Below are 25,822 nucleotides of genomic sequence, written 5' to 3'. Positions count from 1 at the left end.
CCGATTAAATGTCAAGAACTTGCGGTTGCTGTGCCGCATGGGTGTGCTCGTTGCCTGCGTAAACTTTCAGTTTACGATACATAGCACGACCCAGCGGGCCCTTCGGCAGCATGCCTTTAACCGCGATCTCAATCACACGCTCAGGACGGCGAGCAATCATCTCTTCAAAGGTCGCCTGTTTGATACCACCGATGTGGCCGGTGTGGTGATAGTAGATCTTGTCAGTACGCTTGTTGCCGGTTACAGCAACTTTTTCAGCGTTCAGAACGATGATGTAATCACCAGTATCAACGTGCGGAGTGTATTCCGCTTTATGTTTACCACGCAGACGGCGCGCCAGTTCAGTCGCCAGGCGACCCAAGGTTTTGCCAGTTGCGTCAACAACATACCAGTCACGTTGGACGGTTTCTGGTTTAGCTGTAAAAGTTTTCATCGAAAAGCTTACCCAAATTAAGTTACACGTTGGTGAAATCCCAAACGCTTAAGTAAACGAATGAGGCTCACACGACCATTTTGACCAGCAAGCCACCCCTTCGGATAGCGTTACCGGAACGCAGAGGATTTGGGAAAAAAATCCTGTGCTGTAACGTGGGGTCGCAAGATTATAGAGAAGTCGATTACAAAAATCGAACCCTATTTTCATTTATTACGCGTAATCTCAGGGTAAATGCGCCAGCCGCAGGTACTCCTCGCTCTGCATTTCCTGCAGACGCGACAAACAGCGCTGATATTCAAATTTCAGGCGCGAGCCCTGATAAATTTCAAACAGCGAAGTTTCTGCCGCCACGACCAGTTTGACATGGCGCTCATAAAACTCGTCGACCAGCGCCAGAAAACGCCGCGCCTGATCTTCCGTTTTGTAGATCATCACCGGCACATCAAACAGCAGAACGCTGTGAAAGCGGCGCGACAGCTCAATGTAATCATGCTGGCTGCGCCCTTCTCCGCACAGCGTTTTGAAATCAATGGCAATCACCCCTTCCGCTACGCCCATCGTTGCCATTTTACGATGGTTGATTTCCAGCACCGGCGCTTCACCGCGTTTTTCGCCTGACAGCGCCTGAAACAGGCGATCCATCTCAGCGTACGTGTCAGGTGCCAAGGGGAACTTCCATAAATGTGCTGACGTCAGCGTACGCAGACGGTAATCAATGCCCGCATCGACGTTCATCACCTCACAGTGTTGCTTAATCTGCTCAATGGCAGGCAGGAAGCGTGCACGCTGCAAGCCGTTTTTATACAGGTTATCAGGCGGGATGTTCGAGGTTGCGACCAGACTGATGCCGCGCGCAAACAGCGCTTCCATCAGCGTACCCAGCAGCATGGCGTCAGTGATGTCAGAAACAAAAAACTCGTCAAAACAGAGAATATCGGTTTCAGCCTTGAAGCGGTCGGCAATGATGAGTAGCGGATCGCTGTGCCCCTGCAGTTCTGTGAGTTCTTCATGCACACGCAGCATAAAGCGGTGGAAGTGCAAACGCAGTTTGCGGTCGCCAGGAATAGACTGAAAAAACAGATCCATTACCCAGGTTTTCCCGCGGCCAACGCCGCCCCACATATACAAGCCACGAACGGGCGCTTTGGCGTGTGACGTCTCTTTTCGTACCAGCTTCGACAGACGACCTAACAACCCTGATGAGGCGGGTTCGGTATTATGCTGACGCGCGATCAGCCCTTGCTGGATAGCATCTAAGCGGGTAATCGCTTCACGTTGTACATCGTCGGGCTTGAAATCGCCCTGTGATAGCGCCTGCTCGTAGCGGGCAAGCGGAGATGAGGTTTGCATGGTTATCTCAGTGTCCCTGAATTTTGTCTTATTCAAACGTCGTTTGTCGAAAAAAAGGCCGCTCTACACTAAGGCATGGCGCTCCAGAGTTCCACATCCATAAGATTAACGGGTATAGTGACTACTATTAAGTGGTGCAACGCCCTACGGAACAACGGAAATAACACGGGAGTCATTATGACCTGGGAATACGGGCTAATTGGTTTAGTGGTAGGTATTATTGTCGGCGCAGTGGCAATGCGTTTTGGCAACCGGAAGCTGCGTGAGCAGCGCAGCATGCAGTATGAACTGGATAAGACCAAGGCCGAGCTGGCAGATTATCGCCAGGAGCTGACCAATCACTTTGCGCAAAGCGCAGAGCTGCTGGATAACATGGCGCGCGATTATCGTCAGCTCTATCAGCATATGGCGAAAGGTTCCAACGATCTGCTGCCCAATATGCCTGGGGATAAAAATCCCTTTGCATGGCAACTGACCGAGGCAGAAGCCGATAACGATCAGGCACCGGTGCAGATGCCGCGTGATTATTCTGAAGGCGCCTCCGGTTTACTGCGTGGTGAACGCGCCGTCCGCGACTAAGCTTATCGGGCACAGCCACGCTGTGCCCGCTGTTTTTGCGAACCCCGGCCACAAACGGCTGTCTCATTGATTTATTCCCCCCACTTTTTGCAGCGAGAGCGTTGTAGCAATGAAAAAACAAGCACGACTGTTAAGCGCATTAGCCTTGAGTATTGGAATGAGTCTTGCCGCTGCGCCCGGCGCGATGGCGACGCTGCCCGCACAGATTCAGAGCCAGCCCCTGCCGAGCCTGGCCCCAATGCTGGAAAAAGTGTTACCTGCGGTGGTCAGTGTGCATGTTGAAGGCACGCAATCTGATTCCCAGGCTCAGGATATCCCCGAGCCGCTGAAACGCTTCTTCGGCCAGTTGCCTGGCGGCGGACCAGCCCAGCCTCAACCCTTTGAGGGACTGGGTTCCGGTGTCATCATCGATGCCGCCAAGGGCTACGTTCTGACCAACAATCACGTGGTCAATGGTGCTGACAAAATCAACGTTCAGCTCGGCGACGGCAGTGAATATGATGCCAAACTCATTGGTCACGATGAGCAGACCGATATTGCCCTGATTCAGATTCAGGGCGCGAAAAACCTGACACAGATAAAAGTGGCCGATTCTGATCAACTCAAAGTCGGCGACTTTGCCGTTGCCATTGGTAATCCCTTTGGCCTGGGTCAGACGGCAACCTCAGGGATTATCTCAGCGCTGGGCCGCAGTGGCCTGAATCTCGAAGGGCTGGAAAACTTTATTCAGACCGACGCCGCCATTAACCGGGGCAACTCGGGTGGCGCACTGGTTAACCTGAACGGCGAGCTGATCGGCATTAATACCGCCATTCTGGCCTCCAGCGGCGGCAATATCGGCATTGGCTTTGCTATTCCCAGCGATATGGCAATGAACCTGGCACAGCAGCTGATTAAGTACGGCGAAGTGAAACGGGGTCAGTTGGGGATTAAAGGCACTGAGATGACCGCAGATATCGCCAAGGCGTTTAACGTGGACGCTCAGCGTGGCGCATTCGTCTCTGAAGTGCTGCCGCAGTCTGCTGCTCAAAAAGCCGGTATCAAGTCAGGCGATATCATCGTTTCGGTCAACGACAAACCGATCACCAGCTTCGCAGAACTGCGGGTGAAAATCGGCACAACGGCACCGGGCGAGAAAGTTAAGCTTGGCCTGTTGCGTGAAGGGAAACCGGTGAGCGTCGATGTCACCCTTGAGCAAAGTGCCCAGACGACAGCCAGCGCACAGCTGCTTTCTCCGGCACTGCAAGGCGCAACGCTGAGCGACGGTCAGACCAAGACCGGCGATAAAGGCGTGAAAATTGATGCCATCGAAAAAGGGACGCCTGCCGAGCAGGTTGGTCTGCAAAAAGATGACGTTATCATTGGTGTCAACCGCACGCGGGTTCAGAACATTGCCGAAATGCGCAAGGTGCTGGAAGCCAAACCACCGGTGATGGCACTGAATGTGGTACGCGGTGAAGAAAGTATCTATCTGTTATTGAGATAAACCACGCATTACGGCGGACACAAGCGCGTGTGTGTCCGCCGCTCTCATGTTATTCTCCCCAGCGTTCTCCCCTGACGTGATTTAACACCATGTTTCTTAAACTCTTGCGTTCAGTGGTGTTGGGACTGATTGTTGCGGGCATCTTGCTCGTGGCGCTGCCCGCACTGCGTTTGGGCAGTGCTGCCCTGTATAGTCAAAATGACAGTAACGACGAAACGCCCTTTGGCTTCAATCAAGGGGTGAGGCGTGCCGTGCCTGCCGTTGTGAACGTTTACAACCGCAGCGCACATGGGAACAACAACCGCGGTATCACCACGCTGGGTTCGGGCGTGATTATGAATGCCAAGGGCTACATCCTGACCAACAAGCACGTCATCAACAATGCCGATCAGATTATCGTCGCCCTACAGGATGGCCGTTTTTTTGAAGCCACCCTGGTCGGTTCAGATGCCATGACCGATTTGGCCGTGTTGAAAATTACCGCCTCTAATCTGCCGGTTATCCCCATTAATCCCAAACGCGTCGCGCATATTGGCGATGTGGTGATGGCTATCGGCAACCCCTACAACCTGGGACAAACGGTTACCCAAGGCATTATCAGTGCGACAGGCCGTGTTGGGCTTAGCTCTTCAGGCCGCCAGAACTTCCTGCAAACCGATGCCTCCATCAATCAGGGGAATTCAGGCGGTGCGCTGATCAACTCCCTGGGCGAACTTATGGGCATTAACACCCTGACGTTCGATAAAAGCAGCGATGGCGAAACGCCAGAGGGGATCGGTTTTGCTATTCCCACGCCGCTGGCGTCCAAAATCATGGATAAGCTGATCCGTGATGGTCGGGTGATACGCGGCTATATCGGGATCACCGCCCGAGAGGTGCCGCCGTTACACGGTCAGGGCAACAGTCTTGATCGGGTTCAGGGCATTATCGTCAGCGTGGTTACCCCCGGCGGGCCTGCTGAGAAAGCCGGTATTCAGGCAAATGATGTGCTGCTGAGCGTAGACGGTAAACCGGCTATATCGGCACAGGAAACCATGGACCAGGTTGCTGAAATTCGCCCCGGATCGGTAGTTGATGTCCAGGTGCTGCGCAATGACAAGAAGCTGACGCTACCGGTAACGATTCTGGAGTTTCCCGATAACAGTCAGTAGGTCAGGTAAGCCGGTGCCCGGCGCAATGCGGTGAAGGGCAATCCTGGCCCTCCTGGTGCTCTGCCTGCGCGGCGCGGCTTTTCAGCTGCGCCGGTTTTTCAGGGCTGGGGCGGCAAGACTTAGCAGCGGTCCACCGGAAACGCGATCACCTCAGACAGCGATTCTGCGTTCAGTGCCAGCATGATCAAACGATCCACACCCAGAGCGACGCCAGAACTGGCCGGCATACCGTGTTCCAGCGCGGCCAGCAGGTAGGTATCAATGGGATGTTGCGGCAGACCGCGCGCCGCGCGCCGACGGTTATCCTGTTCAAAGCGCTGACGCTGTTCACGGCTGTCGGTGAGTTCACGGAAACCATTCGCCAGCTCAATACCTTTGTAGTAAACCTCAAAGCGTTCAGCCACCCGATGATCTTCGGTGCTGATCTCCGCTAATGCCGCCTGGCTGGCCGGAAAGTGATAGATAAAGCACGGCTTGTCCTGGCCAATTTTGGGCTCCACGCCCAGCATAAACAGCAGCATCAGCAAGGTATCGCGATCGTCTTCCCGGCTTGCCAGCTCGCCCTCACCCATTTTTTCCGCTGCGTCGCGCAGCTGCGCTTTGTCAGCGGAAAGCGGGTCCAGCTCAAGGTGGCGAATAAAGGCCTGCTGATAAGAGAGCGACTCTGCGCTGTCACACTCCAGCACCTGCTGCAGCAGATCATCAACTTCATTCATCAACCGGTACATATCATAGTGGGGGCGATACCACTCCAGCATGGTGAACTCAGGGTTGTGATACCGTCCGGCCTCTTCGTTGCGGAAGCTGCGGCCCATTTGATAAATGGGGCCACTCCCGGCAGCCAGCAGGCGTTTCATGTGGTATTCCGGGCTGGTCATCAGCCAGAGGTCGCGGCCTTCGGACATGCCAGGCCCGACAAAGCGCGTCTGGAAGGGCACCAGATGGATGTCAGTGATTGTGGCCTGACTCATCGCTGGCGTGTCGACTTCCAGTACGCCACGATCGGCGAAGAAACGACGTACTTCAGCAATGATGGCTGCGCGTTTAATTAAATTGGCAATGGAAGCGCCAGGTTGCCAGCTTGCCGTTTCACTCATGGTGATGACTCCAGATACAAATAAGGGAGGGAAGTCTACTCGCAATGTGGGTGGCAAACAATCGTGGCGCAAACCTGTCCAGGAAACGGCAGGGGTTCTATAATTAACAGGCTAAATCACAAAGGAATCTTTTTATGTCTCCATGGAAAACATTGGTCGCCAGCGTAAGTGCATTTCTGTCTGTTGCCTGCTCAACTACCCCGCCGAAAAACGTTACCGTCATTGAAAACTTCGACAGCCAGCGTTACCTCGGTCAGTGGTACGAGATCGCCCGGCTGGATCATGGCTTTGAACGCGGCCTGGAACAGGTCACAGCAAATTACAGCCCGCGTGAGGATGGCGGTCTGAAAGTTGTTAATCGCGGCTATAACGTCAAAAAACAGCGTTGGCAGGAAAGCGTAGGCAAAGCTTACTTTACTGGCGACAAGCAGCGTGCGGCGCTGAAGGTCTCGTTCTTTGGTCCATTTTACGGTGGCTACAACGTGATAGCGCTGGATTCCGACTACCGATATGCGCTGGTATGCGGCCCTAACCGCCACTATCTGTGGATTCTTTCACGGACGCCGCAGTTGGATGACGGCGTGAAACAAAAGCTTGTGCAGCAGGCACGCCAGGCCGGTTTCCCGGTTGATGAGTTGATTTGGGTTAAGCAGGGATAAAAGAAAGCCGGTACGAAAAGGTTCGTACCGGTTTTTTTATTTACTGCGCACTGCGCTGAATCGCGTGGCCGCCCGCTTCAACGTCTTCGCCAACGCCGCGCGTGGTGTTGCAGCCAGAAAGCAGTGCAGAGAACATCATCACAGAGAAAATCGCAACAATACTTTTCTTTAACATATCCATATCCTTTTTGATTGCATTATAAGTACAGCTTTTAAAGCATAGACTGATTACGCAACGCCGCGAGCCTGAGCTGCGGAAAAAGGAAACGTGGATAAGTTATTTAGCCGCGCGAGAGATAGCGCCGCCCAAGTGAGAAACATCTTCGCCAAAACCGTGGAAGGTGTTACAGGCGCTTAGTCCAGAAGTGACAAGCAACGCCAACGCGATAAGTTTTGCCCGTTTTTTCATGGTGAACTCACTCAAGAAAAAGGCGCATCAGAGAAATGCGCCTTTCATGTTTATTTTACGCGTGACACGTATTCGCCAGAGCGGGTGTCAACTTTCACCACCTCACCAATCTGCACGAACAATGGCACTTTAATGACCGCACCCGTTGACAGTGTCGCTGGCTTGCCGCCTGTACCTGCGGTATCACCTTTCAGGCCTGGGTCGGTTTCAATGACTTCTGCCTCAACAAAGTTTGGTGGCTGAACCGCAATCGGTTTATCGTTCCATAAGGTTACGATACACTCCGCGTTGTCCTGCAACCACTTCTGTACTTCGTCCAGCACTTTTGCTTCAACCTGATACTGCTCAAAGCTTTCAGGGTGCATGAAGTAGTAGAAATCACCGTCGTTGTAAGAATACTGCAGCGTCATATCCTTCACGTCTGCGCCTTCGGCAGAATCCGTTGATTTGAAGGTTTTTTCAACGCGTGAACCGGTCAGCAGACGACGCATTTTTACACGTGCAAACGCCTGACCTTTACCCGGCTTAACGAACTCGCTTGATTCGATGGCATAAGGTTCGCCTTCGAACATGATTTTAAGACCGGGACGGAAATCGTTGCTAAGATAAGTCGCCATAAAGGCCCTCTGTAGATATTAACTGGTAATAGCCAAAAAAATGGCACACATTGTAACCCTAAATTCCCCTTCCAGAGAAGATTGGTTGCAGCAACTTGCTGATGTTGTCACTGATCCTCATGAATTACTGCAACTTTTAGCGCTCGACCATCATCCGGATCTGGCTGCTGGCAGTGACGCACGCCGACTTTTTGCGCTGCGCGTGCCGCGCGCCTTTATCCAACGGATGAAAAAAGGCGATGCACGGGACCCGCTCCTGCTACAGGTACTGACCAGCCGTCAGGAGTTTATCGACGCGCCAGGTTATAGCACCGATCCACTCGATGAACAAAATAGCGTGGTGCCGGGATTACTGCACAAATATAACAATCGTGCCTTGCTGTTGGTCAAAGGCGGCTGCGCCGTGAACTGCCGTTACTGCTTTCGCCGTCATTTTCCTTACCAGGATAATCAGGGCAACAAGCGTAACTGGCAGGCCGCGCTGAATTATATTGCCGCTCATCCGGAACTGGATGAGATTATCTTTTCAGGCGGCGATCCCTTAATGGCAAAAGATCATGAGCTGGCCTGGCTCATTGACGCGCTGGCCGCTATCCCGCATCTGAAACGGCTACGTATTCACAGCCGACTGCCGGTGGTGATTCCGGACCGCATCACGGCAACGCTATGTCAGATGCTGGCTGAGACGCGGCTTCAGGTATTGATGGTAACCCATATCAACCACGCCCGTGAGATTGATGAGGCACTCTGCGATGCCATGCTGCGCCTGAAAGGTGCTGGCGTTACGCTGCTTAATCAGAGCGTGCTGCTGCGCGGCGTGAATGATGAGGCGCAAACCCTCGCGGCGCTGAGCAATGCGCTGTTCAATGCCGGCATTCTGCCCTACTACCTGCATGTGCTGGACAAGGTGCAGGGCGCGGCCCATTTCTATGTTTCCGATGAGGAAGCCCGCGCGCTGATGCGCGGCCTGTTGCCCTTAGTCTCCGGTTATCTGGTGCCTAAGCTGGCACGAGAAATCGGCGGCGAGCCGAGCAAAACGCCGCTGGATCTACAGCTTCGTCAGGAATAAAAACGCGGTCACCTGGGCGGTCAATCACACACGCTCATGGCCGCCCGGACAGACCACGCACGCGGAAGGTCGCGTCCGGCATCCGCTGGCAGCTCACAGGCCGTGAATACGGCGACAACACATCAGCCATAAAAAAACGACCGGCTCGCAGGCCGGTCGTCTCAAAAACTCTGCTTATTCAGCGGACAATCAGTTAGGGCACTTATAAACCTGGCCAGTCATTTTGCTGTCGAGTGGTGCAAAGGCTGACAGCAGATTTTGTGTCGGGCTGGTCGCACCATAAATGACATTGCCGCCCATCTCTGCTGCACGGTTACGCAGGTCGTTAGCTGCACCACGCAGTGCGCTGGTTTCACCACCGGCTCCGCTTAACCAGTTACTTTGCGAGCCGGTCAGGCTACCCAGAAGCTGACATTGTTTGCCAGGTTGCTGGTCGGTAAAGGTGACGCGCTGACCAGCAGAAGTCAGGTCGGTAGAGCTGCTGCAGCCTGTAAGCAATAACGCACCAGCCGTAAGACCGAGCAAGAGGTTAATACGCATTATAATCCCCATTTATTATCATCAGTGTCGGATGGCAGCGTAGCAGAAAAACACGCATTTTTTCTGAACATTCATTGCCCTAATCCGTGCCAACGTCACCGTTGCGCCACTACTTATACCTTTTCCTCAGCAAAAGAAAAACCCCCGACCGTTTCCGATCGGGGGTTCTTATGACGCAAGCGTCAGGGCAATTACATCATGCCGCCCATACCGCCCATGCCACCCATACCGCCAGCGCCTGCACCTAAGTCTGGTGCATCGCCTTTCGGCAGGTCAGTGACCATACATTCGGTGGTGATCATCAGGCCAGCAACCGACGCCGCGTACTGCAGAGCAGAGCGAGTCACTTTGGTTGGGTCCAGAATACCGAAGTCGATCATGTTGCCGTATTCTTCAGTCTGCGCGTTGTAACCGTAGTTACCGTCGCCTGCTTTCACGTTGTTTGCTACAACAGAAGGCTCTTCGCCGGCGTTAGAGACGATTTGACGCAGTGGTGACTCCATTGCGCGCAGCGCAACTTTGATACCCACGTTCTGGTCTTCGTTCTGACCACGCAGCTCGGTCAGCAGTGCTGCAACGCGAACCAGCGCCACACCACCACCCGCAACCACACCTTCTTCTACCGCAGCACGGGTTGCGTGCAGGGCATCTTCAACGCGGGCTTTTTTCTCTTTCATTTCAACTTCAGTTGCTGCGCCCACTTTCAGTACGGCAACACCGCCTGCCAGTTTCGCGACGCGCTCCTGCAGTTTTTCTTTGTCGTAGTCAGACGTGGCTTCTTCGATCTGCTGACGAATCTGGGTTACGCGGCCCTGAATAGTAGCCTCTTCACCTACGCCATCAATGATGGTGGTGGTGTCTTTGTTGATCACCACACGCTTCGCCTGACCCAGATCTTCCAGGGCTGCTTTCTCCAGTTCCATACCGATCTCTTCAGAGATAACGGTACCACCGGTCAGGATAGCGATATCCTGCAGCATGGCTTTACGACGGTCGCCGAAGCCAGGCGCTTTAACCGCAGCCACTTTCACGATACCGCGCATGGTGTTAACCACCAGGGTCGCCAGCGCTTCGCCTTCGACGTCTTCCGCGATGATCAGCAGAGGTTTGCCGGCTTTCGCAACGGCTTCCAGCACTGGCAGCATTTCACGGATGTTAGAAATTTTCTTGTCAGCCAGCAGGATGAACGGTGATTCCAGCTCAATTGCGCCCGTCTCTGGCTTGTTGATGAAGTAAGGAGACAGGTAGCCGCGATCGAACTGCATACCTTCAACCACGTCCAGCTCGTCCTGCAGACCGGTGCCTTCTTCAACGGTGATAACGCCTTCTTTGCCCACTTTTTCCATTGCCTGAGCAATCAGTGTACCCACGGTTTCATCGGAGTTCGCAGAGATGGTACCAACCTGAGCAATGGCTTTAGAGTCTGAGCAAGGCACAGACAGTTTTTTCAGTTCTTCAACCGCAGCGATAACCGCCTGGTCGATACCGCGCTTCAGATCCATCGGGTTCATGCCCGCCGCAACGGCTTTCAGGCCTTCGGTGATGATGGACTGCGCCAGAACGGTTGCAGTGGTGGTACCGTCGCCCGCAGCGTCGTTCGCTTTAGAGGCCACTTCTTTCACCATCTGTGCGCCCATGTTTTCGAACTTGTCTTCCAGCTCGATTTCACGCGCAACAGAGACACCATCTTTAGTGATGGTCGGTGCACCAAAAGATTTATCCAGAACCACGTTACGGCCTTTCGGGCCCAGGGTAACTTTTACTGCATCTGCCAGTACGTTCACGCCACGCAACATTTTTACGCGTGCGTCATTACCGAATTTTACGTCTTTAGCTGCCATTTCAAATTTCCCTTAAATTCGTTTCGTTCAGTGAATTACGCGTAAAACTTACGCTTCAACAATCGCCAGAATGTCGCTTTCAGAGATGATCAGGACTTCTTCGTTGTCGATTTTTTCAGTTTTGGCACCGTAGCCTTCGCTGAAGATCACTACGTCACCAACTTGTACGTCCAGCGGCTTCACTTCACCACTTTCAAGGATACGGCCTTTGCCCACAGCCAGAACTTCACCACGAGTGGATTTGCCTGCTGCAGAACCGGTCAGCACAATGCCACCCGCTGACTTAGCTTCAACTTCTTTACGCTTCACGATGACACGATCGTGTAATGGACGAATTTTCATTTGATAGCTCTCCTTTGAGAAGTCCAATCATTCATTTTTGGGTTGAATACCGGGCTGTGTGGCTTCCGGCCTCGTGACCAGAGAGATAGGGCCGCGACCTGACACTTTCAAGGGGGCAACCCACAAATTTTTTTAGTCTGATGGCACAACTGGCGACTTTTTAGACAAACCAGGCGAACTGGCTAAAAGACAAACAAAAAGCGCGACCTGAGGTCGCGCCTGAGAGGCAGAGATTAACGATCTTTAGGATCGTCATGATGTTCAAGACGATCGCTGTCTTTGCGTTCGAACTCGCCGTCCATCGTGTAACCACTGTCCGGGCCTGCGCCGGGTCCACGCCAGACGCGCAGATGCGGCATCAATTTTAACGTCAGGTGTTTCTGCACCGGCGGCAGTAACAGCAGCAAGCCCAGCAGGTCGGTAAAGAAACCTGGCAACAGCAGCAGGAAACCGGCAATGATCAGCGAAACGCTTTTCACCATTTCCTGCGCCGGGCTTTCGTTACGCGCCAGCTTCTCCTGCATCAGCATAAAGTTTTTCATGCCCTGGTTTTTAACCAAAGACACGCCAATGCATGAGGTGAAAACCACCAGCAGCATAGTGAGCAGCACGCCGAGGACGTGTGCAACCTGAATGAAAAGCGAGATCTCAATCCAGGCCAGTACGAAAAAGATCACTAACGGTAACCAGCGCACCGGATTCTCCTGTGAGTCAGGCTGCCCGGTTGATCGCCCGGCAGCGTGTAAATTCATGATGACAAGATACAGAGATGGTCATTAAGGCCGCCCATTTCAACCACATCAGGCAAATTTTTGCTTCAGGGTTAAATTTGTGAGCGATTTCACATATTGTTAACGTAACGATGCCAGTAAGGTGATCTCTGTTCGCGCTTTTGGGCTGGGTCAGAATAGGATCGTGCTCACCCGCCTGAATACGGATAAAATAGCGGTTCTGGCGCTTCCCCACAAAACAAACACATCATCTGCGATGGTTAGCAGTGACAACAAGAAGGTTATCATGGCGAACAACATTCGTATCGAAGAAGACCTGTTAGGCATGCGCGAAGTTCCGGCGGATGCTTATTATGGCGTTCATACTTTGCGTGCGATTGAGAACTTTTACATCAGCAACAGCAAAATCAGCGATATTCCTGAGTTTGTTCGCGGCATGGTGATGGTGAAAAAAGCGGCGGCAATGGCTAACAAAGAGCTACAAACCCTGCCGCGGGATATCGCCAACATCATTATTCAGGCCTGCGATGAAGTGCTGGACAAAGGTCGCTGCATGGACCAGTTTCCGGTCGATGTGTATCAGGGCGGTGCGGGCACCTCGGTGAATATGAATACCAATGAGGTGCTGGCGAATATTGGCCTGGAGCTGATGGGGCATCAGAAAGGCGAATACCAGTACCTGAATCCAAACGATCACGTTAATAAATGTCAGTCTACCAATGATGCTTACCCGACCGGCTTTCGCATCGCGGTTTACAGCTCCCTGTTGAAACTGCTCGACGGCATCAGTCAGTTAGCCGAGGGCTTCCAGCGTAAAGCTGACGAATTCCAGACCATCTTAAAAATGGGCCGAACGCAGTTACAGGATGCCGTTCCTATGACGCTCGGCCAGGAATTCCACGCCTTTAGCGTGCTGCTCAATGAAGAGACCAAGAGCATTTTGCGTACCGGCGAACTGCTTCTGGAGGTTAACCTGGGGGCGACCGCCATCGGTACACGCCTGAATACGCCAGATGGCTACCAACAGTTAGCCGTGCAGAAACTGGCCGAGGTCAGTAACCTGGCGGTGGTGCCAGCGGAAGATCTGATAGAGGCCACCTCCGACTGCGGTGCCTACGTTATGGTGCACTCGTCCCTGAAGCGCCTGGCGGTGAAACTCTCTAAAATCTGTAATGACCTGCGCCTGCTCTCTTCTGGCCCGCGCGCCGGACTTAATGAAATCAACCTCCCGGAACTGCAGGCCGGTTCCTCTATCATGCCTGCCAAAGTGAATCCGGTCGTGCCTGAGGTGGTGAACCAGGTGTGCTTTAAAGTGATCGGCAACGATACCACGGTCACGATGGCCTCCGAAGCCGGCCAGCTGCAGCTTAACGTGATGGAGCCGGTGATTGGCCAGGCGCTGTTTGAATCGGTCAGCATCCTGACCAACGCCTGTTACAACCTGCTGGAAAAATGCATCAACGGCATCACGGCCAACAAAGCGGTCTGTGAAGCTTACGTGTTTAACTCCATTGGTATTGTCACCTACCTGAACCCGTACATTGGTCACCATAATGGCGACATCGTCGGCAAAATTTGCGCCGAAACCGGTAAAAGCGTGCGCGAGGTGGTTCTGGAGCGCGGCTTGCTTACCGAAAGCGAGCTGGACGATATTTTCTCCGTGCAGAACCTGATGTATCCGGTTTACAAAGCCAAACGTTATACCGATGAAAACGAACAATAAGGCTTAATTGCACTTACTGATGTAAAAGGCACATCGTAATCAAAACGATGTGCCTTTTTGTTTGTTAAAAGGATGAGTTTGCTCGTCGACTCATCACAATTTCGGGAGTGGCACATGTTCTTGGTTGAGCTGTTTATCGTCTTGCTGGCGATTTGGCTGGGCGCGCGCCTTGGCGGTATCGGCATTGGGTTTGCCGGCGGCATGGGCGTGCTGATCCTGACGCTGGGTTTTGGTATGAAGCCGGGGGTTATCCCCTTTGATGTGATCGAAATTATCATGGCCGTCATCGCCGCGATTGCAGCCATGCAGGTGGCGGGCGGGATGGATTATCTGGTCAGCCTTGCCGAGCGGTTACTGCGCCGTCATCCCCGTTATGTCACTTTTCTTGCGCCACTGGTGACCTATATGATGACGCTGCTGGCTGGCACCGGTCACACTGCATTCTCCACCTTACCCGTCATTGCCGAAGTGGCGAAGGAACAAGGCGTCCGCCCTTCCCGGCCTTTATCAATTGCGGTTGTCGCCTCTCAGGTCGCGATTACCGCCTCCCCCATTTCCGCTGCAGTGGTGTTCTTTGCCACGCTGCTGGAACCGCGCGGGGTGAGCTATATCATGCTGCTGGCGATTGCCATTCCGGCCACCATGGTTGGGCTGTTTCTTGCCGCCCTGGTGACCAACTTCCTGGGTAAAGAGCTGAAAGATGATGAGGTCTATCAGGCGCGACTGGCTAAAGGCGAAGTGACGCTGCGCGGTGCCACGGTTTACCAGGCGAAGCCCGGGGCCAAAAAATCGGTCCTGCTCTTTCTGGTCGGTATTGCCGCCGTGGTGATTTACGCCACCGCCACCAGCGAAAGCGTCCACCTGATCGCTAATCCGCCGCTGCCGCGCAATGAGGCGATCGTCGTGTTTATGCTCACCATTGCTACGCTGATCAGTCTGACCTGCAAAATTGATACCGGTGCTATCCTCAGCGCCAGCACCTTCAAGTCCGGCATGAGTGCCTGTATCTGTGTGATGGGCGTGGCCTGGCTGGGCGATACCTTTGTGAAAGCCCATCTGACAGACATTCAAATGCTGGCGGGCGACACGCTAAAAACCTACCCATGGATGCTGGCGCTGGTGCTGTTCTTCTCTTCCATGCTGCTCTATTCGCAGGCGGCCACCGCAAAAGCCCTGCTGCCCGCCGCGTTAGCGCTTGGCGTGACACCACTGACGGCTATCGCCTCTTTTGCCGCCGTTTCTGCGCTGTTTGTCTTACCCACCTATCCCACGCTGTTAGCCGCTGTCGAGATGGATGATACCGGTTCGACCCGAATCGGTAAGTTTGTGTTCAATCATGCCTTTATTATTCCGGGCGTGCTGGCTATCACCTTGTCCGTCATGTGTGGCTTTATCTTTGGTGGACTATTGCTGTAATCACAGCGGCGCGGTGAACGTGCTACTATCGGCGTTATTTCCAGGAGATTCCTCGTGATGAACGCCGTAGTCATCCTCTGTACTGCCCCGGATCAGGCCTGTGCGCAACAGTTGGCAACCCAGGCGCTTCAGGCCAGGTTAGCCGCCTGCGTCACCCTCTTACCCGGAGCGACCTCCTGTTACATCTGGCAGGGCCAACTGGAGCAGACCAGCGAAGTTCAGATGTTACTCAAATGCGACACTGCGCATCAGCAGGCCCTGATCGACCTGCTCAAGCACGCGCATCCTTACGATGTACCAGAGCTGCTGGTACTGCCGGTTCAACATGGAGACAGTGAATACTTGTCATGGCTGCACGCATCTCTCGCTTAATCACCCTGGTCCTGGCGCTGTTTATCTGCCTGCAGGCGCAGGCTGACCTGTTTGCCCCAAAAACCACCAGCCGCTTTCTGCCCGTTGATCAGGCTTTTGCCTTTGATTTCGATCAGCACGACTCGCAGCTTAATCTGCACTGGAAAGTCAAAGACGGCTATTACCTTTATCGCCAGCAAATCAAGGTCGTCCCCCATGATGCCCGCATTGCGCCCTTAGCCCTGCCCGCGGGCCAGCCGCATGAAGACGAATTTTTTGGCAAAAGCGAGATTTATCCCCAGGATCTGAGCGTGCCCGTCATGCTGCAGCAGGCGGCGCAAGGGGCGACCCTCAGCGTGACTTATCAAGGCTGTGCCGCCGCAGGCTTCTGTTATCCACCCGAAACCCGCAGCATTCCCCTTTCGCCGGTAGCTGCCACCGCCAGTGCGCCAGTCGCTAAGTCTGTAAGCGCCAGTAGTCCTTTGCCCTTTTCACCCCTGTGGGCGCTGCTGATTGGTATCGGCGTTGCCTTTACGCCGTGCGTATTGCCGATGTATCCACTGATCTCTGGCATCATCCTTGGCGGTAAGCGTCACTATTCGCTGGGCAGGCTGTTTGCACTGGCCATGGTCTATGTGCAGGGGATGGCGCTCACTTATACCGTGCTGGGTGTGATCGTGGCGGCGGCTGGCCTGCGTTTTCAGGCGGCCTTACAGCATCCTTATGTGCTTATCAGCTTATCGGTACTGTTTATTCTGTTAGCCCTGTCGATGTTTGGCCTTTTCTCGCTACAGCTCCCCGCCAGCGTACAAACCCGCCTGACACTGTGGAGCAACCGTCAGCAGGGCGGCTCACTGCCGGGCGTTTTCCTGATGGGCGCGCTGGCAGGCTTAATCTGTTCACCCTGCACCACCGCGCCACTCAGCGCCATTCTGCTGTATATCGCCCAGAGCGGTAATCTACTGGCCGGTGCTGGCACCCTGTGGCTGTATGCTGTCGGTATGGGATTACCGCTGATCGCCGTGACGCTGTTTGGTAATCGCTTCCTCCCCAAAAGCGGCCCCTGGATGCAGACCATCAAAGAAGGGTTTGGCTTTGTCATTCTTGCGCTGCCGATCTTCCTGTTGGAGCGGATACTCGGCGATCTGTGGGGCGTGCGTTTGTGGAGCCTGCTGGGCGTGGCGTTCTTTGCGTGGGCATTTAGTGCCAGCTTACGCGCCAGCGGCGGTAAATGGCGCGTGGTACAAATTATTATGCTGGCCGCCGCGCTGATCAGCGCCCGGCCGTTGCAGGACTGGGCTTTCGGCAGCGGCGCGCCGCAGCAAAACATCGCACACCTTCCCTTTCAGTCTGTTCAAACCGTTGAACAGGTAGACCAGGCCCTGCAGCAAGCCCAGGGGCGCATCACCATGGTGGATCTCTATGCGGACTGGTGCGTGGCCTGTAAAGAGTTTGAGAAATACACCTTTAGCGACAGCGCGGTTCGTGACAGTCTGAACAATGTGCAGCTGTTGCAGGCTAACGTTACGGCGAACACAACCACCGATAATGCGCTGTTGCAGCACCTGAACGTGCTAGGGTTACCCACGATTCTGTTCTTTGATGCGCAAGGAAAAGAGATCCCGGGATCGCGTATCACCGGCTTCCTGAAGGCAGATGATTTTCGTGCGCATTTGCAGAAATTGCGTGAGTAAACAAAACTGGCACCAGGACCCAGTCTGTTGATCAAAACAGGCCTGAATACCAGAGGAAAACGATTTGCAACGTGAACAGATACTCGACCATGCATTAAACGTACTTGAGCAAAATGGTCTGGCGGCCACGTCATCGCTGAAAATCCTGGCCGATGATATGCAGCTCAGCCTGACGCAGCTTGAGCAATTCTGGCCCGATCGTGACGCGCTGCTCTACGATGCATTGCAGTTTCACGCCCAGCAGATTGCACAGTGGCGTCATGACATTTTGCAGAATGACGCCCTGCGCCCGGACCAGAAGCTGATGGCTCGCTATGAAGGATTAAACGAGCAGGTCAGCAAGGGCCGCTTTCCAGGCTGCCTGTTTATCGCCGCCTGCAGTTTTTATCCTCAGCCTGACCAGCCCATCCATCAGCTGGCAGAAAAGCAGAAGCGCGCCTCATGGCAATTTACGCATAGCATCTTAACCTCGCTTGGCCTGGATAACCCCAGTATGGTTGCCGATCAAATGGAGCTGATCCTCGAAGGCTGCCTGAGCAAACTGCTGGTTAAACGTAATGTGCAGGACGTTGATGTGGCTAAACGCCTGGCGGAAGACGTATTGAGCATCGCTCTCTGCCGCAAAAACGGCGCGCTGGCCTGAGTTTTTGCGTCTTTGACTGAAATTCAGGCAATCAGTCACGTTTTACGTGGTTTTTTTATCAAAGCCGTTGACGGCCTGCGGCCTTTACGGTTTAATGCGCCCCGTTGCCCGAATAGCTCAGTCGGTAGAGCAGGGGATTGAAAATCCCCGTGTCCCTGGTTCGATTCCGGGTTCGGGCACCACTCTTCAGAGCCTGTTCGTTAAGAGATGAGATCCTTAACGGGCAAGACAGAGATCCCTTTTCGTCATCGTGCAGGATGAGTCACATTCGTTCTGCACCTGAAGATTATGGGATTAAGAATCCGGATGATGCTCGTAACATCATCCGGATTTCTCACATCCCTAGTATTTCAATTACAGGTTTTTACCTTTTCACAAGGTTTGTGTCAACGATCTGTAAATGAAACCGCGCTAATTTTTCCTCCACTGATATCAATCCGTTAGAAATTTGACTTAGGAATAGTCCTAGAGCATAAATGCGCTTTCAAGATTTCTTCGGAGATGATCCATATTCGCTTCAACGTACTCCAGAGTAACCGCAACACTTGAATGCCCCAGCAACATTTTCACGTCATTCAGGCTTCGTTCCGGTGTTTTCATCAGGTCTGTAGCGATAGTATGTCTGAAACGGTGCGGGCTGATATCACACTGACACTCGCGTGAAAGCCGCCTGAAAAACGCCCGCATTGGAGGGTGATCCATGTTACCGCCCATGACGTTTTTCTTTTTTAAACGACTGAAACGGTTGATATTAAACAGTTGATCCTTCGGCCTTGCGCCCATTTGTTTAGCCTGACGGTACAGATCTTCAAGGCGAGGCCTCAGCTTGTCAGTGACAGGTACCCGGTGTTCACGATGATTTTTTGAGCCTTCAGGTCTCAGCTCAATAACACCCTGTTTAAGATCCACATCGCACAGCCTTATATGCAGCAGCTGGTTCTGACGCATGCCTGTAAACTTTAGCGTTTCAATCACTGTCATCCAGAACCATGCGGGTTCAAGCGCGTTCGGCCGGGGATCATGAATACCGATCTGCTCCTGTTCAATTTTTCGATGCATTACGAGATCAATTTTCTTCATTTGTTCCCGGGTAAGCGTCTTCTTTCGTTTACGGTCTGGCTTAACGACCACGCCATTGAACGGATTGTCCCGGGCAGTAACGAGAGAGTGCGTTATAGCGTGGTTAAACAGCGCTCTCATATGTGCAACTTTATTATTCCATGTCCGTTTACTGCAGTTTTGTTCGTTCAAAACGTGACGTCGCCATTTGAGAACATCAAGGCGACATATACTTTCAGGTAATATTTTACCTTCACTGAATTCTGTGAAAGTTTTTACAACCTTTCTGTAGCTCCATTCACTGGCTGGACGGAGAACCTTACTGAAAAAATAGTCGTTCAGAATGTCATCGAAGGTCGTTTTTTCAGACATGGTAACCTCGTATTTTATTAACCCTGTAATTACTCTTTTTTGGGAAAGAGCCATTTGCTGTCTGAAAGACAGCTTCCTTTCTTTAAAATAATGTCAGACTTAATCATGTAGCCCGACAGTTTGGTGAACTGACCGCGTTTATCCGGCGAGTCATATTTATGGTAAGAGTAAAGACCCTTACCATTTCGTGAGTGATGAAGGCCCAGTGATTCAAAGTTTTTCTGCAGCTTGTTTTTTTCGTATTTATTATCTGGCTGCGAGGAAATAAACCGGAAAAACACATCGGGCGATATCATAAAAATAAAGCCGGACAGCACATGCAGAAGACTGTCAGACTCATTAACGGTAATTTTACCGGCCTCCACGTTCTCCCGCAGCCAGTCCAGAAAAACGTTGCCCCCACAGGGTTCACTGTCGACCACCGGCTTCCCGTCTTCCGTTTGCTCCTGCTTCATTACCACAGCAGCTTGCTCGGCTGATAAAACGGGTGCTTCCCCTTTAGCCATCAGGTCCAGTACCGAAAGTAAATCCACTCCCTGTTTAATTTCTGAATCTTCCTTTTCATTTTCACTCTCTGAACCATACTCAGTCGCTTCGCTCCCGCCGAGAGCAGACTGCAGCGCGGAGCTCAGTAACGGTAACTCTGGTATTTCTGTTCCTAGAGCCGTCTCCTCTCCGGCTGCCTGAGGGGGAGTATAAGTCGCTTCATTACTTTCAATTGGCTCTGAAACATTTGCTGAAATGATGTGACTGGACAAAAGGACAGGTGCGTTATGTGCTAAATTTGGGGCATTATCAGCATGTTGCGTTTCCAGTATAGGGTTTACAGAAGAAGCTCCAGTAGTATCTGAAAGACCATCTATAGCAACACCCGCCCCCTCCCGCGCCTGCATGATGATGCTGTAAAGCACACCGGCCCCGGTGCGTTCACCCGACAGGAACTGGAGAAGGCAGCGCGATGCTTCCGGCCACTGGTGAAGCCAAAGCATGCCGGTCTCAGGCAGCAGCTTTGCCGCCATGTACTGACCTGTCAGGGCCGGCGCCCGGGCAGTCTTTGCGGGCCGGACCCGCCACGGACTGTCCGGCTTGTGCAGCCCCGGATACCAGATTTTTCCGGACTGTGTCGCGCCTTCCACCTGCGTCAGCCAGGGCAGATGATGAAACAGGCCTGCCCAGAATACCGCGCAGACCCAGCCCGGTGCCTGTGTCGACTGCTCTTCAGGTGTTGCGCCTGGCGGCAGCATCATTCCCCTGACGAGCCTGACCGCCCGCACTGCTACGCCGAGGCTCAGGTCACCAAATCCCCCCGGTGACGAATAGGCACCGTTCCATGCGGCCGGGCAGTCCTGCACACGCTCAAGCATCGTCTGCGCAGGCATCAGCCACCATGCCCCGGTAACGGACTGTGAAAGCGGGCTGTTATCTGCCAGCATCCTGACAAGCCTGCGGCGTTCCTCCGTCTGCAAAAGCGTACTGCCCTCCAGAACCGGGCGAAACGCCACCTCTCTGACGACCGTATCTGCCGGCAGCCCGGCAGGCCTGTTGTTTCCCCGCCCCGTCAGCCACTTCATCACCCGTTCCATCGACACCCGCTCTTTATCTGAAATGACGTAACGCTAAGAGACGGGGCGACATTTGCAACGTTAAACCTGGATTTAGTGCAGAGAGATATTCTGCTTGCGTTAATTTTCAGGAACGGATTCAGGATTAACGGCGGACGGTTTTAACGTCCCGTGCTTTTCTTGCGCAACCTTCCTTTAATTAAACTGAACACACTCATGCAGCAACGTCTGGTAGCGCTGTACCTTCTGCTGTGGCTGACGCTGTCCGGCAGCATCAGCCTTTTTATTTCATCCGGCTGTGACGCATTCTTTTTTATGTGGCTGCTTACGGCACTCTCTCCGTTTCTGCTCAGACCCCTCGACTGGCTGACCCGTCAGCTGCTCAGAAAGCCCTGCATACTGAGCCGCAGAAAACGTATCACCGTTCATCTGTCACCCTGTCAGCCAACCGTCGGACTCACGCCTGAGCGCGTGAGCTGGTTCTGGTCGGGGGTGTCTGAGTCAACTGAAGCCGCCTTAGCCGGGGGAAAAACCGTTGTTGTTGCTTCGCACCTTCTGACGCCTGCCCGTGCGGCCAGGCTCAGGACATACCTTAAGGTGCGGGGCTGGTCTTACCGCAGCAGGCTGACCAGCGTCCCTTTCCGGGATTCAGCCCGCGCGCTGATGCAGCTGGAAATCCTCTTCCGGCAGTGGCGCTGGCGCTGTCCGTCCAGGACCCGGTGGCCGGTGATGCTGCTGAAAAAAACTTCTGAACCGGAAAAATAATTTCGGGTGTTAAGTCACGAAGGCAATGTTCACACTGATTACACACATGTATTCGATCTGAACGATCGAAATATCGCGTTATACAAGGCACGGTTTTGCCAGGTACTGTATTCAAACCGAATACAGAAAAGATTAACAAATTATTTTCTCAGTCAGCCAACACCAGGGCCTTTATGAAACGCATGAACCTGACAGAAATCATGTCCCGCGTCGCCTTAGAGCAGACCGATGAGCAGAGGCAGCTGCTTGAACAGCTTGTGGAAGGGAAGAAAACCGTAAGTCCGCCAGTGACCATTCGTTTCCGGCCGGCATCACGGGAATTTGTGAATCAGGTATCACACAAGCTCGGCATCTCCGTTTCAGAGCTGGTCAATGTGATTGTCGAGGGCGTCATGACAGAAACCACAGCACCCCGCAAAGCCACGGTAAACCGTGTTTATGAGCGCTTCTGGCACCTGATGAACCGCCACAGCCTTGATGTGGTGCAGGTGGCCACACTGCTCTCTGAGCTGAACATCGGCATGAGTGTGCTTGAGAACCGGGAGCGCACGCTTGATCACCTTACCCTGCCTGTGCTTGAACAGCTTGCGTCATGGTTCGGTGTCCAGTCCGGCTGGCTCGCCGGAGAAGATATCCTTCCGGTTAAGACCGTGTTAATGCGTGACTTCTGGCAGGCCGCTGAATGCCTTCTGCCGCACAAAGATACAGTGATTAACTCCTTACGTTTTTACAGACGTCAGCATAATGAAGGTGAGCCAGCGCTAAATTTCAGACACGAGATGGTAATCACAGCGACCCGGGATAAATATATCAATGGCGTGTCCTTTGAAAGTAATTATTTAACCGGCGTGGTTCCTCTTCGGGTCACTCCTGAATCAGAGACAAACGCTTTTCTCTCTTTCTGTGAATTACTGCGGTTAAAAGGAAGGGTTGCTCAAATTTCTTTTCGCAAAGTACCGGGCAGGTTATTTGATAGTCTGAGAGACGGATCTGAGTTGCCGTTTTCGGTCTCATCCGTCACTGATGAAAGTATTATGGGTAAGCTCAGGCCAGGACAAAATTTCATGTGGAACGAGGAGGAATTAATACCCTTCATAAATCCGGCGTTTCATATTACGCCTGAATGGGAAGATTATCTGAAAGAAGTCATGAGTTTCGGTTAACCGTATTTAAATAATAAAAACCAGGCCTGTTTATTTAATTGGTGCATCAGCACCAGGGAAACCCCTTTGTCAAAAACAAGAAAAGGAAATAAATGATGAAAGCAAAACTGTTAACCCGCAGCATCATTCTGGCATTACTGGCTTCAGCCGTGCCGTCAGTGAATGCTGCAACAACCTGGACCGAAGCGCGTAACGACGCCATGGGGGGAACCGGCGTGGCCTCTTCCGGTTATCTTGCCGCTGCGCTGGCCAACCCCGCGCTGATGACCCGCCACGATGCCGGTGACGACGTCGGGCTCATCCTGCCGGGCGTGGGGGCACAAATCAGCGATCCGGATAACCTGCGTGACGGACTGGACAGGGTAAAAAGCACCTTTGACGACTTCCGCGATTCTGCGGGCACCGGCAACAGCTCACGACAGGCGGCCGCGCTGAAACAGGCCCTGCAGGACGTCGACGGCGACAGCGGGCATGCCAGTGCCGGGCTTTCTGCGGTGATTGCCATTCCCAATGACACCCTCCCTTTCGCCTTTGTGGCCAAAGGCTGGGGACAGGCGAAGGTCCGCACCGATATCACACAGCGTGACCTGGCGTATCTCGATGCGGCACAAAGCGGCATTTTCTCGCCGACTCAGACGGATATTGACCAGATGACCTCCCGTGCGCAGGGCGTCGCCGCACTGGTCACGGAATACGGTATCGCCGCAGCGCATCAGTTTACCCTGGCTGACATTCCGGTTTCTGTCGGTATCACGCCAAAGGTCCAGCGCGTGGATACCTGGAACTACAACGTTTCCGTCGGTAACTACAGCGCGTCAGATTTTCGCAGCGGCGACTGGAAGCGTTCCGAAAGCGGCGCAAACGTCGACGTCGGCTTTGCGGCTCAGCTGACGCCAGAGTGGACAGTCGGACTGACCGGACAAAACCTTGTGGCGCGTAACATCAGTACGCGTGAAATCAACGGCATCACGGACACGTTCCAGATCCGCCCGCAGGCGACTGCCGGCACGGCGTGGAGCAACGGTTTTGTCACGCTGGCCACAGACGTTGACCTGACACCGGCCAGCGGTTTTGCCTCGGATGAAAAAGCACAGTATGCCGGTATTGGCGCCGAGCTGAATGCCTGGAACTGGGCGCAGCTGCGTACCGGTTACCGCGCAGACATGCGCAACAGCGATCGCAGCATGTTTACCGCCGGTGTGGGGATTTCACCCTTCAACGTCGTGCATCTCGACCTGACCGGCATGGCCGGCACAGACCGCAGCTATGGCGCTGCCGCGCAGCTTTCTTTCACTTTCTGATGATGAACAACGCGGGCTGCCGGGTGCAGCCCGCCTGTTAACCGGAGAATAGCATGTCAAAAAAAGCCCTAAATCTGTCTGCCATTGTGCTGGCGACCACGCTTACAGGTTGCAGCAGCTTCATGAGCGGTATCGGCCAGTCTGGCTGGCTTAATGACGGCCATCCAATGCCTTCAGATGTAAAAGACCAGACAACAGCGGAAAAACGCAGTCAGGTGAGTGATGCCTACGGCCCCATTGCCATACCGGCCGATACCGTGGCGATGCGTCTGAAAGAAAAGTTTGGCTTCGTATCAGACGGGGATGTGGCTGCCGCACGCAACAGCGGCCAGGGGAATGCGGGCTGGTCAGCCTCGGCCGTTTCAGAAGGAACCAGCTGGTCGGCAGAGCCCGGCAACTATTACCGCATGTCCAGGAACTGGGCGGGAAATGACAGGCTGACGATTGAGGTTCGCCGCACGTTCAAAGGCACCGGGGCCACCGGCAACAAAGCGGGGAGTTTTGTTGTATCAACGTATATCTCATCCGATCCGAAGCACGTCACCGATGCCTGGACGAAACGTCTTTTCAGTCAGATTCATGCGGCGGCACGCGGTGAAGCAGAGTAAGGCTGTCAGCTGGCACCGGATTATCCGATGCCTCAGAACCATGAAAGAGCATGCTGATTATGAGGTGTACTGCGCAGATCAGGCACACAGTCATTACGGTGATCCCTTTACAAGACGCGACGTAATTTACTACTGGCTCCGGGGAGCCTTAGGATGGTCTATGAAGTATGTGCAAAATAAAATCGACTTACTGAATTCAGAAAGACTGGATGCAGATATAGAAGCGGCCGAGAACACCGTTAAACGTCGGGAGCGTTCTGTAAAGCGTGCTAAGCGAAATCTGGAACAGGCTGAGTGCCAGCTTTCTGAGCTTTATAATCAGAGAGACATACTGGTAATTAAGTCCTGGGGAGATGAACCTAACTGGCAGGCCATTTTTGATATCTCTAACCCCACGCCTGCAATGTATGAGTATCAGGAATACTGGATAGGCCAAAAAGGACTAATTAAATCCGGGATGCGTAACTGTGAAACTAACCAGGTTGTTTTCAGTGTAGGATTTGAAACGACAACATCAGCTGAGCTGGCAAAAAATATCGCTATGGTTGAATTTGTCATGCAATACATCAGAGCCGGTGAGAGCAATGAAAAATTAATGAGCATTCATAATCTCCCCACTAAGGAGTGTTCTTATTCATTCATATATAACACTCATAAAAATTTTTACGGAATATTAACTGAAAGTTATATGAGAAGAGTTAGTTTAAAAGAATTCGACCAGCTTGAGACCGCTCTGGCGTATCTCCAGAGCATATCGAACACGGATATTGTGAATGAGCCTGACGCGCTTCCATATCACGATTAATACTGAAAAAGAAAATCAATACGAAGAGGCCCCTGATGGTCTTTATAAGAAAA

27 protein-coding genes and 1 tRNA gene are annotated in these 25,822 nt (G+C 53.1%); 16 read left to right on the top strand and 12 right to left on the bottom strand.

The window, feature by feature from the left end; genetic code table 11:
• Positions 1-4 precede the first annotated feature (4 nt).
• Together rplM and zapE are read right to left on the bottom strand one after the other, a co-directional pair.
• The gene (rplM, locus tag NR177_RS01335; protein WP_063878124.1) at positions 5-433 is read right to left on the bottom strand and encodes a 50S ribosomal protein L13; all 429 of its coding nucleotides are present in this window, start codon (positions 431-433) and stop codon (positions 5-7) included.
• Between the two features lie 225 nt (positions 434-658).
• Entirely contained in the window at positions 659-1,786 is a 1,128-nt protein-coding gene (gene zapE, locus NR177_RS01330) for a cell division protein ZapE (protein ID WP_063878123.1), read from the bottom strand.
• 177 nt (positions 1,787-1,963) lie between these two features.
• On the opposite strand from zapE, the gene zapG reads away from it, so the two are divergent.
• The 3 genes from zapG (at position 1,964) to degS (ending at position 5,002) form a co-directional block, all read left to right on the top strand.
• Positions 1,964-2,365, top strand: a complete 402-nt coding sequence (gene zapG, locus NR177_RS01325; RefSeq protein ID WP_063878122.1) for a Z-ring associated protein ZapG — start codon at positions 1,964-1,966, stop codon at positions 2,363-2,365.
• 109 nt (positions 2,366-2,474) lie between these two features.
• Positions 2,475-3,851 (top strand): serine endoprotease DegQ, encoded by a 1,377-nt coding sequence (degQ, locus tag NR177_RS01320; RefSeq protein WP_109716706.1) that lies wholly within the window; start codon positions 2,475-2,477, stop codon positions 3,849-3,851.
• Between the two features lie 89 nt (positions 3,852-3,940).
• A complete protein-coding gene (gene degS / locus NR177_RS01315; protein ID WP_145393450.1) occupies positions 3,941-5,002 on the top strand; it encodes an outer membrane-stress sensor serine endopeptidase DegS in 1,062 nt (353 codons plus the stop codon).
• A gap of 119 nt (positions 5,003-5,121) precedes the next feature.
• Here degS and epmA read toward each other — a convergent pair whose 3' ends face one another.
• Positions 5,122-6,099 (bottom strand): elongation factor P--(R)-beta-lysine ligase, encoded by a 978-nt coding sequence (gene epmA, locus NR177_RS01310; RefSeq protein ID WP_256852141.1) that lies wholly within the window; start codon positions 6,097-6,099, stop codon positions 5,122-5,124.
• A gap of 134 nt (positions 6,100-6,233) precedes the next feature.
• On the opposite strand from epmA, the gene NR177_RS01305 reads away from it, so the two are divergent.
• Positions 6,234-6,758 (top strand): lipocalin family protein, encoded by a 525-nt coding sequence (locus NR177_RS01305; RefSeq protein WP_096011454.1) that lies wholly within the window; start codon positions 6,234-6,236, stop codon positions 6,756-6,758.
• Between the two features lie 40 nt (positions 6,759-6,798).
• Here the strand turns inward: NR177_RS01305 and NR177_RS01300 are convergent, their stop codons facing one another.
• The 3 genes from NR177_RS01300 to efp all read right to left on the bottom strand — a co-directional run bounded on the left by NR177_RS01300 (position 6,799) and on the right by efp (position 7,784).
• On the bottom strand, positions 6,799-6,933 hold the full coding sequence (locus NR177_RS01300) for an entericidin A/B family lipoprotein (protein ID WP_014606758.1): 135 nt from the start codon (positions 6,931-6,933) through the stop codon (positions 6,799-6,801).
• 102 nt (positions 6,934-7,035) lie between these two features.
• Positions 7,036-7,167 (bottom strand): entericidin A/B family lipoprotein, encoded by a 132-nt coding sequence (locus NR177_RS01295; protein ID WP_074180990.1) that lies wholly within the window; start codon positions 7,165-7,167, stop codon positions 7,036-7,038.
• Between the two features lie 50 nt (positions 7,168-7,217).
• The gene (efp, locus tag NR177_RS01290) at positions 7,218-7,784 is read right to left on the bottom strand and encodes an elongation factor P (protein WP_013024304.1); all 567 of its coding nucleotides are present in this window, start codon (positions 7,782-7,784) and stop codon (positions 7,218-7,220) included.
• Between the two features lie 40 nt (positions 7,785-7,824).
• On the opposite strand from efp, the gene epmB reads away from it, so the two are divergent.
• Complete coding sequence (gene epmB, locus NR177_RS01285) at positions 7,825-8,853, top strand: EF-P beta-lysylation protein EpmB (protein WP_256852140.1); 1,029 nt, start codon at positions 7,825-7,827, stop codon at positions 8,851-8,853.
• A gap of 189 nt (positions 8,854-9,042) precedes the next feature.
• Here epmB and NR177_RS01280 read toward each other — a convergent pair whose 3' ends face one another.
• The 4 genes from NR177_RS01280 to NR177_RS01265 form a co-directional block, all read right to left on the bottom strand.
• Positions 9,043-9,393: a DUF4156 domain-containing protein gene (locus NR177_RS01280; RefSeq protein WP_063878116.1), complete on the bottom strand. Its 351-nt coding sequence runs from the start codon at positions 9,391-9,393 to the stop codon at positions 9,043-9,045.
• Positions 9,394-9,584: 191 nt separating this feature from the next.
• Positions 9,585-11,234, bottom strand: a complete 1,650-nt coding sequence (gene groL, locus NR177_RS01275; protein WP_063878115.1) for a chaperonin GroEL — start codon at positions 11,232-11,234, stop codon at positions 9,585-9,587.
• 48 nt (positions 11,235-11,282) lie between these two features.
• The gene (locus tag NR177_RS01270; protein WP_014606761.1) at positions 11,283-11,576 is read right to left on the bottom strand and encodes a co-chaperone GroES; all 294 of its coding nucleotides are present in this window, start codon (positions 11,574-11,576) and stop codon (positions 11,283-11,285) included.
• Between the two features lie 233 nt (positions 11,577-11,809).
• On the bottom strand, positions 11,810-12,271 hold the full coding sequence (locus NR177_RS01265) for an FxsA family protein (RefSeq protein WP_096011453.1): 462 nt from the start codon (positions 12,269-12,271) through the stop codon (positions 11,810-11,812).
• 322 nt (positions 12,272-12,593) lie between these two features.
• Here NR177_RS01265 and aspA point away from each other — a divergent pair, with 322 nt between their 5' ends.
• From aspA to NR177_RS01235, 6 genes are all read left to right on the top strand, one after another.
• Complete coding sequence (gene aspA, locus NR177_RS01260; RefSeq protein ID WP_063881083.1) at positions 12,594-14,030, top strand: aspartate ammonia-lyase; 1,437 nt, start codon at positions 12,594-12,596, stop codon at positions 14,028-14,030.
• 114 nt (positions 14,031-14,144) lie between these two features.
• Complete coding sequence (locus NR177_RS01255; RefSeq protein WP_145393446.1) at positions 14,145-15,446, top strand: anaerobic C4-dicarboxylate transporter; 1,302 nt, start codon at positions 14,145-14,147, stop codon at positions 15,444-15,446.
• A gap of 57 nt (positions 15,447-15,503) precedes the next feature.
• Complete coding sequence (cutA, locus tag NR177_RS01250) at positions 15,504-15,818, top strand: divalent cation tolerance protein CutA (RefSeq protein ID WP_172897589.1); 315 nt, start codon at positions 15,504-15,506, stop codon at positions 15,816-15,818.
• Complete coding sequence (locus NR177_RS01245) at positions 15,794-17,491, top strand: protein-disulfide reductase DsbD (protein WP_256852139.1); 1,698 nt, start codon at positions 15,794-15,796, stop codon at positions 17,489-17,491. Before cutA ends, NR177_RS01245 begins: the two co-directional genes overlap by 25 nt.
• 64 nt (positions 17,492-17,555) lie before the next feature.
• A complete protein-coding gene (locus NR177_RS01240; protein ID WP_063878111.1) occupies positions 17,556-18,134 on the top strand; it encodes a transcriptional regulator in 579 nt (192 codons plus the stop codon).
• A gap of 106 nt (positions 18,135-18,240) precedes the next feature.
• Positions 18,241-18,316 (top strand) — tRNA-Phe (locus NR177_RS01235).
• Between the two features lie 283 nt (positions 18,317-18,599).
• On the opposite strand, the gene NR177_RS01230 is transcribed toward NR177_RS01235, so the two are convergent.
• On the bottom strand, positions 18,600-19,565 hold the full coding sequence (locus NR177_RS01230) for a site-specific integrase (RefSeq protein WP_256852138.1): 966 nt from the start codon (positions 19,563-19,565) through the stop codon (positions 18,600-18,602).
• A gap of 29 nt (positions 19,566-19,594) precedes the next feature.
• Complete coding sequence (locus tag NR177_RS01225) at positions 19,595-21,148, bottom strand: conjugal transfer nickase/helicase domain-containing protein (RefSeq protein WP_256852224.1); 1,554 nt, start codon at positions 21,146-21,148, stop codon at positions 19,595-19,597.
• Positions 21,149-21,343: 195 nt separating this feature from the next.
• Between NR177_RS01225 and NR177_RS01220 the strand changes: the two genes are divergently transcribed.
• From NR177_RS01220 to NR177_RS01200, 5 genes are all read left to right on the top strand, one after another.
• Complete coding sequence (locus NR177_RS01220) at positions 21,344-21,892, top strand: pili assembly chaperone (RefSeq protein WP_256852137.1); 549 nt, start codon at positions 21,344-21,346, stop codon at positions 21,890-21,892.
• A 173-nt stretch (positions 21,893-22,065) separates the two neighbouring features.
• Positions 22,066-23,055 carry a conjugal transfer protein TraE gene (locus NR177_RS01215; protein ID WP_256852136.1) on the top strand — a complete coding sequence of 330 codons (990 nt, stop codon included), beginning with the start codon at positions 22,066-22,068 and terminating at the stop codon, positions 23,053-23,055.
• A gap of 95 nt (positions 23,056-23,150) precedes the next feature.
• Complete coding sequence (locus NR177_RS01210) at positions 23,151-24,356, top strand: conjugal transfer protein TraF (protein ID WP_372340326.1); 1,206 nt, start codon at positions 23,151-23,153, stop codon at positions 24,354-24,356.
• Between the two features lie 53 nt (positions 24,357-24,409).
• On the top strand, positions 24,410-24,964 hold the full coding sequence (locus NR177_RS01205; RefSeq protein ID WP_256852134.1) for a hypothetical protein: 555 nt from the start codon (positions 24,410-24,412) through the stop codon (positions 24,962-24,964).
• A gap of 160 nt (positions 24,965-25,124) precedes the next feature.
• Positions 25,125-25,769, top strand: coding sequence for a hypothetical protein (locus tag NR177_RS01200; protein ID WP_256852133.1), 645 nt, complete (start codon positions 25,125-25,127; stop codon positions 25,767-25,769).
• Positions 25,770-25,822 lie beyond the last annotated feature (53 nt).

Origin of the sequence: Pantoea sp. Fr+CA_20 (assembly GCF_024520835.1) — a bacterium.
GTDB classification, from domain to species: Bacteria; Pseudomonadota; Gammaproteobacteria; order Enterobacterales; family Enterobacteriaceae; genus Pantoea; species Pantoea allii.
Note: the sequence above shows the minus strand (reverse complement) of the source record. Positions and strands in the feature narration are given on the sequence as shown.

Coding starts and splice junctions, on each gene's coding strand:
- rplM (WP_063878124.1), bottom strand. CDS start 433: ATGAAAACTTTTACAGCTAAACCAGAAACCGTCCAACGTGACTGGTAT.
- zapE (WP_063878123.1), bottom strand. CDS start 1,786: ATGCAAACCTCATCTCCGCTTGCCCGCTACGAGCAGGCGCTATCACAG.
- zapG (WP_063878122.1), top strand. CDS start 1,964: ATGACCTGGGAATACGGGCTAATTGGTTTAGTGGTAGGTATTATTGTC.
- degQ (WP_109716706.1), top strand. CDS start 2,475: ATGAAAAAACAAGCACGACTGTTAAGCGCATTAGCCTTGAGTATTGGA.
- degS (WP_145393450.1), top strand. CDS start 3,941: ATGTTTCTTAAACTCTTGCGTTCAGTGGTGTTGGGACTGATTGTTGCG.
- epmA (WP_256852141.1), bottom strand. CDS start 6,099: ATGAGTGAAACGGCAAGCTGGCAACCTGGCGCTTCCATTGCCAATTTA.
- NR177_RS01305 (WP_096011454.1), top strand. CDS start 6,234: ATGTCTCCATGGAAAACATTGGTCGCCAGCGTAAGTGCATTTCTGTCT.
- NR177_RS01300 (WP_014606758.1), bottom strand. CDS start 6,933: ATGTTAAAGAAAAGTATTGTTGCGATTTTCTCTGTGATGATGTTCTCT.
- NR177_RS01295 (WP_074180990.1), bottom strand. CDS start 7,167: ATGAAAAAACGGGCAAAACTTATCGCGTTGGCGTTGCTTGTCACTTCT.
- efp (WP_013024304.1), bottom strand. CDS start 7,784: ATGGCGACTTATCTTAGCAACGATTTCCGTCCCGGTCTTAAAATCATG.
- epmB (WP_256852140.1), top strand. CDS start 7,825: ATGGCACACATTGTAACCCTAAATTCCCCTTCCAGAGAAGATTGGTTG.
- NR177_RS01280 (WP_063878116.1), bottom strand. CDS start 9,393: ATGCGTATTAACCTCTTGCTCGGTCTTACGGCTGGTGCGTTATTGCTT.
- groL (WP_063878115.1), bottom strand. CDS start 11,234: ATGGCAGCTAAAGACGTAAAATTCGGTAATGACGCACGCGTAAAAATG.
- NR177_RS01270 (WP_014606761.1), bottom strand. CDS start 11,576: ATGAAAATTCGTCCATTACACGATCGTGTCATCGTGAAGCGTAAAGAA.
- aspA (WP_063881083.1), top strand. CDS start 12,594: ATGGCGAACAACATTCGTATCGAAGAAGACCTGTTAGGCATGCGCGAA.
- NR177_RS01255 (WP_145393446.1), top strand. CDS start 14,145: ATGTTCTTGGTTGAGCTGTTTATCGTCTTGCTGGCGATTTGGCTGGGC.
- cutA (WP_172897589.1), top strand. CDS start 15,504: ATGAACGCCGTAGTCATCCTCTGTACTGCCCCGGATCAGGCCTGTGCG.
- NR177_RS01245 (WP_256852139.1), top strand. CDS start 15,794: ATGGCTGCACGCATCTCTCGCTTAATCACCCTGGTCCTGGCGCTGTTT.
- NR177_RS01230 (WP_256852138.1), bottom strand. CDS start 19,565: ATGTCTGAAAAAACGACCTTCGATGACATTCTGAACGACTATTTTTTC.
- NR177_RS01225 (WP_256852224.1), bottom strand. CDS start 21,148: ATGGAACGGGTGATGAAGTGGCTGACGGGGCGGGGAAACAACAGGCCT.
- NR177_RS01220 (WP_256852137.1), top strand. CDS start 21,344: ATGCAGCAACGTCTGGTAGCGCTGTACCTTCTGCTGTGGCTGACGCTG.
- NR177_RS01215 (WP_256852136.1), top strand. CDS start 22,066: ATGAAACGCATGAACCTGACAGAAATCATGTCCCGCGTCGCCTTAGAG.
- NR177_RS01210 (WP_372340326.1), top strand. CDS start 23,151: ATGAAAGCAAAACTGTTAACCCGCAGCATCATTCTGGCATTACTGGCT.
- NR177_RS01205 (WP_256852134.1), top strand. CDS start 24,410: ATGTCAAAAAAAGCCCTAAATCTGTCTGCCATTGTGCTGGCGACCACG.
- NR177_RS01200 (WP_256852133.1), top strand. CDS start 25,125: ATGAAGTATGTGCAAAATAAAATCGACTTACTGAATTCAGAAAGACTG.